This window comes from Mesorhizobium koreense, from assembly GCF_031656215.1.
Classification (GTDB): Bacteria; Pseudomonadota; Alphaproteobacteria; order Rhizobiales; family Rhizobiaceae; genus Mesorhizobium_L; species Mesorhizobium_L koreense.
Genome location: NZ_CP134228.1, coordinates 4,820,102 through 4,834,047 on the forward strand (window position 1 = coordinate 4,820,102; position 13,946 = coordinate 4,834,047).

Genomic DNA, 13,946 nt, shown 5'->3' on the forward strand with positions numbered 1-13,946 from the left:
CGAGATTGCCGGAGCGCCTGCGACGGCGTAGATCGCACTTGAGTTTCAGACGATCGAGCGCAGAGAACATGCCCGCACGGATTGCTTTCTACGCGCCAATGAAGCCACCCGATCACGCTATCGCTTCCGGCGACCGCGAGATTGCCCGGCTGATGGTGACCACGCTGGAAGCGGCCGGCTTCGAGGTCGAAACCGCCTCACGCTTCATTTCCTACCAGAAGCTGCCGGACCAGGCGCGTTTCCTGGCTCTCAAAGTTGAGGGCGAAGCAGAAGCGGCGCGGATCGTTGCGGCCGCGCGCTGCGGACGCCGCACCGCTCCGGACATCTGGTTCACCTACCATCCCTATTGCAAGGCGCCGGACTGGATCGGGCCGGAAGTCGCGCGCGCGCTTTCCATCCCGTACGTTACGGCGGAAGCCTGCCGGACGCATCAGGGAAGCGACACCGACTGGCAGGACGGGCGACGAGCTGTACAGGAGGCGGTCGGCCTCGCCTCGGCAAATTTTTGCCTGAAGCCCTCGGATGAGGCCTATCTGCGCTCGATCCTGCCCGACATGAAAACCACCGTGCCGCTGAAGCCGTTTCTGGATGTCGCAGCGGTGGCGGCAGAGGCCGGGAATGTGGACCCGGCGTCTTTCTTTCCAGACCGGGCGCCGACGATCCTCACTGTGGGCATGATGCGGCCGGGAGTTAAGATGCATTCCTACCGGCTGCTCGCGGATGCGCTTGCCGGTATGGCCGGCCGAAGCTGGAACCTCGTCGTGATTGGGGATGGGCCAGAACGGGCAAACGTCGAGGCGATGTTCGGCTTCGCGCGAAAAGAGCGCATCCATTTTACCGGCGCCCTGCCGAGAAGGGACGTGCTCGGCTGGATGAAAGCCGCCGATCTGTTGGCATGGCCGGGCGTCGGCGAAGCGATCGGCATGGTTTACCTGGAAGCAGCCGCCTCCCGACTGCCGGTCGCCGCCTGCGGTGTGGCCAATGTCGCCACGGTCGTCAGCGATGGTGAAAGCGGGCTGTTGGCGCATGAAGCCGAGGTTTCGGCCTATCGTGAGATACTGCGCCGGATGCTCGCGGATGACGTTCTGCGCCGGCAACTCGGCGCGAGAGCCTTCGAAAAAGCAGGCCGCGATCATGACATCGGTCGGGCAGCGGCCACGCTGAAGGCAGCGATCGAGCCTCTGCTCGAATGGCCCACGCAACCGGCACGGCCTGCCCGATGAGCGTCTTCGATGATCTGGAACCCGAACTTGACCGCTGGCGCGGTCAGGGCTTGACGCCGCGCTTCTGGCTGCGCGACGACGATGCTATCCGCCCGACGCCTGCGCTCGACCGGCTTCTCGGTCTCATCCGCGTCTACGACGTACCGCTCCTTCTTGCGGTGATCCCGGCGGAGGCGACGGAGGTGTTGGCGAGGAGGATCGACGGCGAAACGCTGGCGACGCCGGCCGTGCATGGCTACTCTCATCGGCGGCATACGCCGGATGGCGTACCGGCCATGGAACTCGGCGGCGAGCGGTCGGTAGAGGAAATTCTCGATGAACTCAAGGCAGGACGCGAAAGGCTTGACCGCCTCTTCGGGGCTCGGCTGTCAGGCATCCTCGTACCGCCATGGAACCGCCTGTCGCGAGAGGTTGCCTTGCGCCTGCACGAGACAGGCTTCACTGGGCTTTCCACGAATTCCTGGCACGAGGATGGCGCGGCCCTACCGCAGTTGAACACGCAGATCGACATCGTCGACTGGGCTGACGGGCAGCGCGGGCACTCGCTCGAATGGGCGATCGGCGAGCTTCTGCGGCGGCTGGGACAGGCGCGCGAGCGTGGCGGTGCGCCGCTCGGCATACTGAGCCACCACCTCGTTCATGACGAACAGGCGTGGGATACGCTGGAGGCGCTCATCCGCGCCCTCAAAGAGAGGGGTTTCGTTTTCGAGAAAGCTGATGTTCTGGTTGAAGAACAATTAAGGCGGCAATCGAAGCGACTTCCAAGTTGATTCCGCTTTCTTTGTCAAACTACTGATTCAAAATAATTATCTGAAATCCCGTAAACGCCCGCTCACCATGCCGTATGATACGGATCGGCCGCGTCGCGCAGTCCGTCGCCAAGGAAATTGAAGGCAAGGATGACGAGGATAACCGGCACAACCGGCAGGATCAGCCAGGGATAGAGCGCCACGACATTGATGTTCTGCGCCTCATTCAGGAGCACGCCCCAGCTCGTCACGGGCGGGCGCAGGCCAAGCCCCAGGAAGGAGAGCGCCGTCTCGCCGAGGATCATGGTCGGGATGGTGATCGTCGCCGAGGCGATCAGATGGCTCATGAAGCCAGGGATCAGATGGCGGAAGATGATGCGCCTGGGGCCAGCGCCCATCAGTTCGGCGGCCAGCACATAGTCCTCCTCGCGCAGCGAGAGGAGCTTGGAGCGGACGGCGCGCGCCAACCCCGTCCAGTCGATCAGGCCAAGGATGATGGTGATGCCGAAATAGACGAGGACCGGGCTCCAGTCGACCGGCATGATGGCGGCAAGCGCCAGCCATAGCGGGATGGAGGGCAGGCTTTGCAGCACCTCGATGATGCGCTGGACAACCAGATCCACCCAGCCGCCATAATAGCCGGCGAGGCCGCCGATCGAGATGCCGAGCAGGAAGGAGACCGTGATGCCGATCAGGCCGATGGTGAGCGAAATACGCGTGCCGTAGATGATGCGCGAGAGGAGATCGCGGCCGAGCCGGTCGGTGCCGAGCAGGAAGACACCCGACGAGCCCTTGGCCGCGCAGAAGAGATGCAGCCTCGCTTCGAACAGGCCCCAGAAACGGTAGGGATCGCCCTTGCAGAAGAAGCGCAGCTTCTCGACCCTGTTCGGGTCGATCGGGTATTCGCGCTTCAGGATATCCATGTTGAGATGGTAAGTCGTGCCGTAGACGAACGGCCCGACGAATTGGCCATCGTGGAAGAAATGTACCCGCTGCGGCGGCATATAGATGTTGTCCACATGCCGATCGCTGAGGGAATAGGGCGCGAGGAATTCGGATATCAGGATCGAGGCGTAGAGCAAGACAAGAAAAATGCCGGAGATCAGTGCCGCGCGGTGGCGCTTGAATTTCCACCACATGAGTCGGAGTTGCGACGCGAGATAGATGCGCTCCTGGATCGGCGACAGCTTGTCGACCGATTTCGGGTCGAAAGGTTCGGTTGAGACGAAATGCTCGATCGGCGCGCCGTCCGGCGGCAGCGGCGAATTCACTTGCGCCTCCCCGCCTGCAGGCGGATGCGCGGGTCGAGCAGCGCCAGCGCAATATCGGAGATCAGCACGCCGGCTACCGTCAGCGCCGCGAGGAACATCAGGAACGATCCGGCCAGATACATGTCCTGGCTCTGCAGCGCCCGGATCAGGAGCGGACCCGTCGTCTCCAACGAAAGCACGATGGAGACGACGACGGCGCCCGAAATCACCGAGGGCAGGATGCCGCCGATATCGGCGATGAAGAAATTGAGCGCCATGCGGAGCGGATATTTGACCAGCGCCTTCAAGGACGGCACGCCCTTGGCGCGAGCGGTGACGACGTACTGCTTCTGCAGTTCGTCAAGGAGATTGGCGCGCAGCCGGCGGATCATGGCGGCGGTGCCCGACGTGCCGATGACGATGACGGGGATCACCATATGCTCGGCGATCGACCAGAATTTGCCCCAACTCATCGGCTGGCCGAGATATTTCGCGTCCATCAGATGCCCGATCGAGACGCCGAACCAGATATTGGCGAGATACATGAGGATAAGCGCCAGCAGGAAATTGGGTGTGGCGAGGCCGAGGAGGCCGAGAAAGGTCAACCCGTAATCGCCCCAGGAATATTGGCGGACGGCGGAATATATGCCTATCGGAAAGGCGACCAGCCAGGTGAAGATGATGGTGACGGTGGAGATCAGGATAGTCAGGTAAAGACGGCTGCCGATCACCTGCGTGACCGGCATTTCGTATTCGAAGGAATAGCCGAAATCGCCGTGCAACATGCCGAGCACCCACAGGCCGTACTGCTCGATTATCGGCTTGTCGAAGCCGTATTCGTGCTTGAGGTAGGCGATCTTGTTCGGGTCGACGGTCTCGCCCTGTGCCTGCAACTCGGCGATATAGGTCTCGAAATAGTCGCCGGGGGGGAGCTGTATGATGAAGAAGATCAGCACGCTGATGAGGAGCAGCGTGGGGATGGCGGCGAACATGCGGAAGATGATGTAGCGGATCACTGCGCCTTGTTCCCAGCTTCATCATACCAGAAGGTATCCGGCATATAGATGCCGAAATAAGCGCCCGGCGCAAACGAATAGACACCTTCCTTCGGCACGTTGCGCAGCCGGGAATTGATGACGACCGGCTGGTTGACGCTGTTCACCGTACCAATGGTGAAGACCTGATCAGTGAAGATCGAAAGCATCATCTGCCAGATTCCGCGGCGCTCCGCCGTCGTGGAGGACACACGCCAGGCATGGTAGAGGTCGAGCAATTCCTGCGCCTCCGGCAGGTCGACCGGCTCGCCGGCCTTGCCCATGGTCTCGGTGTACTGCCCCCATTTCGGCCAGTTGCCCTGCGCGGAGGAAACCGGTGCCAGTTCCTCCGGCGGGAGATCGGCAGTGGCAAGTCCCACGCTCAAGCCGCCCCACATCGAGATCAGCGTATCGCCGGCGAGAAAGCGGCGGCGCATCACTTCGAGATTGAGCGAGCGCTGGAACACCTTGATGCCGATGTCGCCCCAGTATTCACGCACCAGTTCCATGATATCCGACTGCTCGACGTTTCCGGCAAACTCGACAACCAGTTCCGCCCGTCTCCCGTCGGGGAGGAGCCGGATGCCATCGCCGCCCTTCTTCAGTTTCATATGATCGAGAAGGCGGTTCGCTTGGTCCGGATCGAACGCCGCCCAAGCCTCGTCATAGCTTCTTTTGTAGAGCGGCGAACCCGGCAGCACGGAATTCGCAGCTTCCCGCGCCAGGCCGAAATAGAATTGCTGATTGATCTCGTGACGGTTGATGGCCAGCGACAGCGCCCGGCGGAAGCGCACGTCGCGAAACACGCCGCGCCAGATCTTGTCGTTGGCATTCAGATTGGGAAGGAAGGCGACTTCCGAGCCGGTTCCATCGCGCCAAAGATCGACATGGATCGGGTGTTGCTTCTCCGCCTGTCGCAGGAAGGTATAATTGTCGAACCGGAGATACCGTCCCTGGAGATCGCTCTCGCCGGCCCCGGTCTTGGCCGGGATGATGTCGGCCGAGCTCATCGAGAGATAGACGGTCGGGATATAGGGAAGTTGACGGCCGCTGCCGTCGACGCGGTGGAAATACGGATTGCGGCGGAAGGTGAAGCGCTCGGCCGGCGGCGCGGTAGTGTTCGCCCAGGGCTCCAGTGTCGGCAGGTCCGGATTTTCGGGCCGGTACTGCCGCGCCATCACCGTATGCAGCGCAACCCAGTCGCGCATCCTGTGTGATGCGATCAGTTCCGCCAGCTTTTCCGGGTCAGCGTATTTCTTGTGAAATTGCTTCAGATAATGCGCCGGCATGAAGATGTAGTTCGGGCTGCCGCCGGCGAGCGAGGGCAGGAAAAGCGGATTGGGCTTCTCCCAGGCGTAGCGGACGGTCGTCTCGTCGATCACCTCGAAAATCGGCGGCTTGCCTTCGACCAGCATCTGCTGCGAGGGGCCGCCGCGCGACAGTTCCTTGTTGAGGGAAACGTCCTCCCAGCAATAGCGGAAATCCTCGACGGTGAAGGGGTGGCCGTCGGACCATCTATGGCCTTCGCGCAGATGAAGCGTGAAGATGCGGCCTTCCTCGACCTCGAACTTTTCGAGGATATCCGGCACCAGGTTGAGGTCGAGATCGAACACGACCAGCCGCGCATAGGAATAGACGGTCATCATGCGGATGTCCTTGTCCTCCGCCATGATCATCCTGAGCGTGCCGCCATAGCGCCCTTCCACCTTGTGCAACGGCGCCATATCGACCACGCGCGGGTTCCGCGGCAGGCGTTCGGCAAGCGGCGGCATGTCGCCCGCCACGACACCAGGGGCAAGATCGGGCGGCTCCTCGGCGGCAGCCGCACCGAGGCCGGGAAGCAAAGGCAGGGAAACGACCGATACGGCGAGCTTGGAAAAACTCCGGCGAGACCAGCGGCGCCCGCTCATGCCATGACCCCGCTTTCGGCGAAATCCTCATGGGCAAGCACGTAGTGGCCAGCGCCTGCCGGCATCAGCTTCAATTCGCTGCTGCCACCCGGGCGGAAAACCGGATCCCAGCTTTCGGCTTCGTCGATGATCTCGTCGGAGCGTTCGGGGAAATCCAGCTTGTGATCGAGGTCGGCATGCGGGACAGCGGCCAGAAGCTTGCGTGTATAGGGATGCACCGGATCGGCGAACAAGGCCTCACAGGGGGCGATCTCGACGATGCGGCCCTTGCGCATGACGGCGATGCGGTCGGCGATATACTTCACCACCGCCAGATTGTGCGAGATGAAGACCATGGTCAGACCGAGTTCGGCCTGCAACTTCTTCAACAGGTTGAGGATCTGCGCCTGGACAGAGACATCGAGCGCGGATACCGGCTCGTCACAGATCAAAAGATCGGGCGAAAGGGCAAGCGCGCGGGCGATACCGATGCGCTGACGCTGGCCTCCCGAGAAGGAGTGAGGATAGCGGTTGAGATAGGTCGGTGAAAGGCCGACCAGCGCCATCAGTTCCCTGGCAGTCCGCGTTCGTTGCTCAGCCGTGCCGATTTCGTGGATCTCCAGAGGCTCGCGCAGGATATTGAGGACGGTCGAGCGCGGGCTGAGCGAGGAAAACGGATCCTGGAAGACGATCTGCATGCGCTTGCGGAACTCTTTCAGTTCCTTTCCTTCCAGAGCGCGCACGTCGCACTTCATGGCGCCGTTGTCGAACCTGATTTCACCGGAATCTGCGGTGATCGCCCGCATCATCAGCTTGCTTACCGTGGACTTGCCACTGCCGCTCTCGCCGACGATGCCGAAGCATTCGCCCCGGCGGATATCGAAGCTGACGTCGTTGACGGCGAGCACGTGGGTCTTGTCGCCGACCCACCAGCTATCCTTCTGGATCGTGAAGCTTCTGGTCAGGTCGCGCACGCTGACAAGCGGCGGCGCGGCGCTGTCCATCACGCCCCTGTCGCGCCGCATGGATTGGGGGATGACGTGATCGATCTCGCGCAGGCTGACCAGCTTCTTCGACTTCTCCGTGCCGATCTCGGGAACGGCGCGCATGAGCGCTTTCGTATAGGAGTGACTCGGATGGCGGAAGATATGTTCGACCGAGCCCGCCTCGACGATCTCGCCGTGATAGATGACGACGACCTCGTCGGCCATGTTGGCGACCACGCCGAGGTCGTGCGTGATCAGAAGCATCGACATGCCGAGCCGCTCCTGCAGGTCCTTCAAGAGCCCGAGCACCTGCGCCTGCACGGTGACGTCGAGCGCCGTTGTCGGCTCGTCCGCGACCAGGAGTGCCGGATGGCAGATCAGCGCCATGGCGATCATGGCGCGCTGGCGCATGCCGCCCGAAAGCTCCATCGAATACATGTCGTAGGCGCGGTGCGGATCGGCGAAGCCGACGAGCCGCAGCATGTCCTCCGTCATGGCGCGAGCCTCGCCGCCTTTGAGGTCGCGATGCAGGATCAGCGCCTCTTCGACCTGGTTGCCGATCCTGTGCAGCGGCGACAGCGAGGTCATCGGCTCCTGGAAGATCATGGCGATGCGGCCGCCGCGCAGCGCCTGCATCTCGGGGCCGTTGACATCGAGAGCGGCAATGTCGATGGGCTTCTCGCCGCAGACCTTGTCTCGGAACCAGATACGGCCGCCGGTGATTTTGGCGACACGCGGCAGGATGCCGAGAATGGACTGGGCGATAATCGACTTGCCGGAACCGGATTCGCCCACCAGCGCCACCGTCCTGCCGGCGGGGATGCGAAAGCTCGCGCCCTTCACCACTTCGAGCCCGGAACGCTCGATGGTGATCGAGATACGCAAATCCTCTACCCTCAGGAGATCGGGTATGCCCGCCACATCACGCTCCTCCGAAAACACGCGGCGCTCGGGAGACGGCCCACCGAACCGGCTCGCAGGTTTTCGCAAGGATGTTATTTGCACGTCCGCGCCAGGGCAAATGCATTCGTGAACTCAAATCCATGCGAGTTGCCCCCCGTCCCAGCAGAGCACGGTGTCGTGGGGAACGGAAAGCGCCATTGCCTCTTCCCTCGCCAGACCGGCGAGCATCGCGGCCATGACCTTCATATTGCCGGCATGTGACACGACGAGCACAGGCCGTGCTGGAGCGAGATCGGCCAGAAAACTCTCCATGGAGCGCGCCAGATCGGCGTAGCTGTCGCCGCCATGCGCGTTGAAATTCCAGCGATCCGTCTTGCGCAGGCGGCGCTCGGCGGCAAAGGATGCCTTGACCTCCAGCGTCGTCATGCCCTCCCAGCGCCCGAACGATGCTTCCGCGAGGCGGGTATCGATGTTGACTTGGCTTTCCGCAATTCCCACTTCCGCTGCAGTCGCGGCGAACGTCTCGCGTGCCCGCTTGAGCGGCGAAACATAAGCAGCGATCCGGGCCGGCTCGACGCCGAGACGCTTGAAGTGTGCTTTCAGCTTCCTGCCGTTTTCCGCTGCCTGCCGCTGTCCCGCAACCGTGAGGGAATGGTCGCTGCGGCCCTGGAACCGCCCTTCGGCGTTCCACCGGGTTTGGCTATGGCGCATTGCGAAGATCAGGCGTTTGACCATATTTCCTGGATCGGGAGGACAAGAGCAGTACGGGCGTATAAATGAGGGCGCCATATCGTGCTATTGGAAAGAATATGGACTTGCACGCAATCGGAATCAGGACGCTCTTCCTCCGGCTGATGCTTTTCGTGGCCATCGCGGCCGGGATCGGTGCGATAGCACCGACATTTGCATTCGCCGCCAATCCACTTCTCAGCAAGGCCGAGGGCTCGTCGGGCGCCGGACAACCGGGATCGCTTGATTCTTTCCTCGAAGAAGCACGGAAGGCGGGTTCAACCGTCATCGTCGTCAAGCCGGGCGAGCCGAGGAAAACCGTGCATCCCGACACGATGGGCATGTCGCTTTCGAATACCAGCCTTCTGCAGGCGCGCGCGAACGTCTCCAAGATGTTCCACAATACCAAGCTGTTCGTGGCCGGCCTGCCCGCCATCCTGAAATCGGCGGGACCGGACGGCACGATGCTTTGGGTGGCGCAGGCGCTGGCGACGGCGTTCGGCGGGCTGATGCTCGGCACGTTGCTCTTCCGGACGACCGCGCGATGGGGCCGCGACCATTTCGGCTATGTCTACAATCCGAACGAGAAGCGGCGCTCCGGCAAGCTGCAATATCTGCTCGGGCGGGCCGGATGGATGCTGGTCTCGACCGCGATGATGTTCGTCACCGCTGTCCTGGTGGCGGTCATCTTCGACACCGGAGAGGAAGCGTCGCGCAGGACGATCTTCGTGATCGTCTCGACCTATGCCGGATACAAGATCCTGCGCCACGTGATCCTCTACAATTTCCTTGCGCCCGACGTTCCGGCCCATCGTCTCGTCAACCTTTCCAACGAAGCGGCGCACAGACTCTATCGGGACTGGTCGGTGGTTTTGGGCGTTTCGGCTTTCATCATCGGCATCTGCCGCTGGATCCAGGCGCTGGAACTCGACAACGACGCGCAAAGACTGGGCTTCATCATCGGCATGCTGATCTCGGCGGTCATGTTCGGCACGCTGGCGATCCGGCATCGCAATGAATTGTACGAGATGAGGCTCGGTCCGGGCGATCCGAAGCGAAAGCCGGCCTGGAAACGTGTGCTCGCGCTTTCGGTGCTGCCGCTCATCCTCATCTATCTGGCAGCGGCATGGTTCGTCAGTTCGATACGGCTGTCGCTTGGCCTGCCAGGCGGTTATCTGCTGGTCGGCGCGCCGATTATCGTCTTCGTGGTGGCGATTTTCGCCTATGGCGTCGCCAGCTACCTTCTCGAACTGATCTACGAGGCCCGGGCAACCGCCTTCCGGCGTGAGCAGATCCTCAAATCGCTGTCCGAGCACCGGGCCTGGCGCCGGGCACAGGCAGCACAGGAAATCGCCGCGAACCGCAGCGAAGACGAACGCGACCTTCTCGAAGATGGCGAGGAAATGAGCGTTCACTCACCGGTCGAAAGGCCGAAGGACCGGCCGCGCGAGTTCCGGCCAGCCTTCAAGGATTTCTTCGAGAACGCCATAATGGCGGTGATCCTGATCGTTTCGGTCGGCGGGCTCGCCCGGCTGTGGGGTCTCGACATGGACAGCGAATGGGGGCACGCGCTCACCTCCACACTTGATATCCTGCTCATCCTTTTCCTGGCCGGGTCGAGCTACCGCGCCATCAACAACTTCATCGACACCAAGATCATCGAGGAGGGAGGCAGCCTCGACGATCATCCCATCAATCCCGGCGAGGGGGAGGGCGAGGCCGGGCGAGGCCAATCGCGGCTGGCGACGCTGCTCCCCGTATTCCGCAACGTCATCATCTGTGCGATCGTCGTATTCGCCTTCATCTTCGTCCTCTCCTATCTCGGTGTGAACGTGGCGCCGCTCTTCGCGGGCGCCGGGCTGGTCGGTATCGCCATCGGCTTCGGCGCGCAGACGCTGATCAGGGACATCTTCTCCGGCGCGTTCTTCCTGATCGACGACGCGTTCCGCAAAGGTGAATATGTCGATATCGGGCAAGTGAAGGGTGTCGTCGAAAAGATATCCATGCGCTCCTTCCAACTCCGGCACCATCTCGGCGCGCTGCACACGGTTCCCTTCGGCGAGATCAAGCAATTGACGAACTATTCGCGCGACTGGGTGATGATGAAGCTGCCGCTCAGGCTGACTTACGACACGGATGTCGAAAAAGTACGCAAGCTCATCAAGAAGCTCGGCCAGCAATTGCTCGAGGATCCGGTGATCGGGCCACTGTTCATGCAGCCGCTGAAATCCCAGGGCGTCTACGCCATGGAAGATTCGGCCATGATCGTGCGCGTCAAATTCATGACGCGGCCGGGCGATCAGTTCGTCACACGCAAGGTGATCTATTCGGCGATCCGCGAGATATTCGAAAAAGAAGGCGTGCATTTCGCCCACCGCGAGGTGACGGTGAAACTGGCCGACGGCGTCCATGCGGAAATCCTTACACCAGAGCAGCGTGAAGCGATCGCCGGCTCGGTAAGGTCCGTGATCGACGAGGAGGAGGCGAAGCGCAGGGCACTGCCGGATCCGGGCAAGGCGGCAGCGAGCGCGCTTTGACCGCTTCCTCGGTGGCTGCAAAAAGGACTTTCCCGGACCTCGACACCAAGAGCGTTTTCGGCTCATGCGCGCTCGATGAGGCGGCAAGCGAGGCATGGCGGCTGGCGACCGACCGCGAGCTACCCGCCGACATCCGCAAGGCCAACCGCAAGCGCATTCCCGCCGGACAGTTCGGCCCGTTCGACGTCACCGTCGAGAACCTTCGATTCCGCGCCTATCCGGCCGAAAATCGCTGTGACCGCATCATCGTCGGACGCGGGGCGCTGCCGGAAGGACAAGAGCACGAATTGCTTGCGCCCTTCCTCGGCAGCGGCGCGATCTTCGTCGATATCGGCGCGAATGTCGGCACCTATGCGCTATGGGCCGCAAGGCGGGTCGGCCCGGCCGGCATCGTGATCGCGCTCGAACCGCATCCGCGTACCTTCGCCAAGCTGGAATTCAATCGCACGGCGAACGGATTGCAAAATGTCCGCTGCCTGAACGTCGCTGCGGGGCCGGAAGCGGGAGTGGCAACGCTGCGTTTCGACGGCGGCGGCAATGTCGGTGGGGCATCGCTGCTTGCGAGCCAGACAGCGGACAGGAGGGCCAACGTAATGGTCGCCATCAGGCCGCTCGCCGATATCCTCCTGGAACAGAAAATCCTCCGTATCGATGTCATAAAGGTCGATGTCGAAGGTTACGAAGACCGCGCGCTGCTCTCTTATTTCGATCATGCGTCACGAGATTGCTGGCCGAAAACGATCATGATCGAGACGGTACTGAGCGGCCGCTGGGAGCGGGATTGCCTGGCGGAATTAGCCAAGCGCGGCTATGAGCGCGTTGCCGGGACGACGGAGAATGTCATCCTGCAACTTGCGCGGTGACGATTAGGCCATTTCGTCAGGTCAAGGTGCGTCCTTCGAGGCTCGCTTCGCTCCCACCTCAGGATGAGGGAGACTGGTGCAAATCTTCCTCATCCTGAGGTGCTCCGCGAAGCGGAGCCTCGAAGGACGCACCGAACATGAGCGAGGCCCAAACATCACGCCTTCCGATAGAAGGTATCGCCGACGACGAAGCCGTCGAGGCCGGTATCGCGCGCGTAGCGGGCGAGATCGGAGAGGCGGTTGATAAAGCCCTTGCCGTTGAAATTGAGCGAGGTGTTGCAGAGCACGCCGAAGCCGGTCCTGTCGCGGAACGTTGAAAGCAGCGCGTGCATGCGCGGGTTGTCCGTCTCTGAAACGGTCTGGGCGCGCGCGGAGCCATCAACGTGGGTGACGGCCTTCAATTCGTCACTCAGCACACGCTGGAAATAGAGCATATGCGGGCTCGGACCGTGATTTTCGAAGAGCCGGCCGAATTCCTCCTCCATCACGATCGGTGCGATCGGGCGGAAGCCCTCGCGTTTCTTAATCGCGTTCAAGCGCGTATGGGTTTCCACCGTGAAGGGTGCGGCGATCAGCGAGCGATTGCCGAGGGCGCGTGGGCCGATCTCGTAGCGCCCCTGCACCCAGGCGAGGACAGCGCCGGCAGCGAGCCGATCGGCGATTTCCGCGTCCGTGAAAGATCGCGCCTCGAAGCCAGAAAGATCGGCCTCATCGTCGACAAATTCCTCGCCGGCATAGACTGTCCACTCGATCTTGGCGTTGCCGGTCAGATGGAATTGCGCGTCGGCGGCGGTGCCGATCGCAGAGCCGGAATCGTTGGCGCAGGGCTGCACGAAGGTGTCGGCGAAAAGGCCGGAATTCCGCCAAAGGCTGTTCCAGTCGCAGTTCAGGCCGCAGCCGCCGGAAATCAGAAGTGGCAGGCCATCCCTCATTTTCCGACTGGCGAAATCGTGGAAACGAGAGAAGACCTCGTTCTGGAAACGTCGAGCCAGATTCTGGAATTCCCGCGACGCCAGCCCGATGTTGAAAAAGGGATCGTCGGCGAAATCGGCCTTACGCAAGGGAGTGGTTTCCGCATCATGCGCAAAGATGCGCTCCATAAGGCGGCGTTCCTCCGGCGTCTCGGCGCTCTCCTGACCGAAACCCGCCAGCGCCATCAGCTTGCCGGCATCCTCGCGCCGGGATTTTCGTGCATCGGCGGGATAGCCAGGATCGGCGAGGCCGTAAAGGAAGCCGTATTTGTGGCCCGGCCCGTTCATCGGCGTGCCGAGCTTCGTGACGTTGAGCTTTTGATCGATGCGATAGAAGGAGCCGATGACGCCTTCCCAGACCAGCGCGTAACAGGGCTCGCCTTGCGGAAAAGGCGACATGGCGTAGCTACCGATGATATGCGACCGCTCATGCGAGGAGGAGAACCAGCGCGCGCTTCTGCCCTGGAAACGCCATGGCCGCTCCATGACGCTTTCCGGCCCGACGCCGAAATAGCCGGCGCCGATCGGCCCTTCCATCGGACGGAAGGATTTCAGCCAGCCGGAGACGGCGACGACATCAGGGACGTCATCGGCAAGCGACAGGCCGCGCAGCATCAATTCCGGCGTGATCGGCGCATAGCGCGGGCCGGAATCCTTCTCCGCCTCGATCGACCAGGCCAGGACCCCGTCTTCGATAAGCGCGACGTGTCCGTCATGGCCCGGCTTGTAGGCGAAGATTTTCATGAGGGCTCCGAGGAAGGGCGGCGGGGTGAACAGGCAGTTAATCGGAGAAGTGCCGAAAGACAACTTCG

General features: G+C 62.0%; 10 protein-coding genes. 4 read left to right on the top strand and 6 right to left on the bottom strand.

Annotated elements, in window-relative coordinates; genetic code table 11:
* The first annotated feature begins 68 nt into the window (after positions 1-68).
* Positions 69-1,223, top strand: a complete 1,155-nt coding sequence (locus tag RBH77_RS22955) for a glycosyltransferase family 4 protein (protein WP_311029891.1) — start codon at positions 69-71, stop codon at positions 1,221-1,223.
* Positions 1,220-1,993 carry a polysaccharide deacetylase family protein gene (locus RBH77_RS22960; RefSeq protein WP_311029893.1) on the top strand — a complete coding sequence of 258 codons (774 nt, stop codon included), beginning with the start codon at positions 1,220-1,222 and terminating at the stop codon, positions 1,991-1,993. Before RBH77_RS22955 ends, RBH77_RS22960 begins: the two co-directional genes overlap by 4 nt.
* 62 nt (positions 1,994-2,055) lie before the next feature.
* Here RBH77_RS22960 and RBH77_RS22965 read toward each other — a convergent pair whose 3' ends face one another.
* From RBH77_RS22965 to RBH77_RS22985, 5 genes are all read right to left on the bottom strand, one after another.
* Complete coding sequence (locus RBH77_RS22965; protein WP_311029894.1) at positions 2,056-3,243, bottom strand: ABC transporter permease; 1,188 nt, start codon at positions 3,241-3,243, stop codon at positions 2,056-2,058.
* Positions 3,240-4,238, bottom strand: coding sequence for an ABC transporter permease (locus RBH77_RS22970; protein ID WP_311029895.1), 999 nt, complete (start codon positions 4,236-4,238; stop codon positions 3,240-3,242). The genes RBH77_RS22965 and RBH77_RS22970 overlap by 4 nt, the downstream gene beginning before the upstream one ends.
* Positions 4,235-6,166: an ABC transporter substrate-binding protein gene (locus tag RBH77_RS22975; RefSeq protein ID WP_311029896.1), complete on the bottom strand. Its 1,932-nt coding sequence runs from the start codon at positions 6,164-6,166 to the stop codon at positions 4,235-4,237. Before RBH77_RS22975 ends, RBH77_RS22970 begins: the two co-directional genes overlap by 4 nt.
* Positions 6,163-8,052 carry an ABC transporter ATP-binding protein gene (locus RBH77_RS22980; RefSeq protein WP_311029897.1) on the bottom strand — a complete coding sequence of 630 codons (1,890 nt, stop codon included), beginning with the start codon at positions 8,050-8,052 and terminating at the stop codon, positions 6,163-6,165. The genes RBH77_RS22975 and RBH77_RS22980 overlap by 4 nt, the downstream gene beginning before the upstream one ends.
* Positions 8,053-8,166: 114 nt before the next feature.
* On the bottom strand, positions 8,167-8,769 hold the full coding sequence (locus tag RBH77_RS22985; protein WP_311029898.1) for a histidine phosphatase family protein: 603 nt from the start codon (positions 8,767-8,769) through the stop codon (positions 8,167-8,169).
* Positions 8,770-8,843: 74 nt separating this feature from the next.
* Here RBH77_RS22985 and RBH77_RS22990 point away from each other — a divergent pair, with 74 nt between their 5' ends.
* Both RBH77_RS22990 and RBH77_RS22995 read left to right on the top strand, forming a co-directional pair.
* Complete coding sequence (locus RBH77_RS22990) at positions 8,844-11,300, top strand: mechanosensitive ion channel family protein (RefSeq protein WP_311029899.1); 2,457 nt, start codon at positions 8,844-8,846, stop codon at positions 11,298-11,300.
* Positions 11,297-12,163 (top strand): FkbM family methyltransferase, encoded by an 867-nt coding sequence (locus tag RBH77_RS22995; protein WP_311029900.1) that lies wholly within the window; start codon positions 11,297-11,299, stop codon positions 12,161-12,163. The genes RBH77_RS22990 and RBH77_RS22995 overlap by 4 nt, the downstream gene beginning before the upstream one ends.
* Before the next feature lie 155 nt (positions 12,164-12,318).
* On the opposite strand, the gene RBH77_RS23000 is transcribed toward RBH77_RS22995, so the two are convergent.
* Positions 12,319-13,878 (bottom strand): carbamoyltransferase C-terminal domain-containing protein, encoded by a 1,560-nt coding sequence (locus RBH77_RS23000; RefSeq protein ID WP_311029901.1) that lies wholly within the window; start codon positions 13,876-13,878, stop codon positions 12,319-12,321.
* Positions 13,879-13,946: the final 68 nt, after the last annotated feature.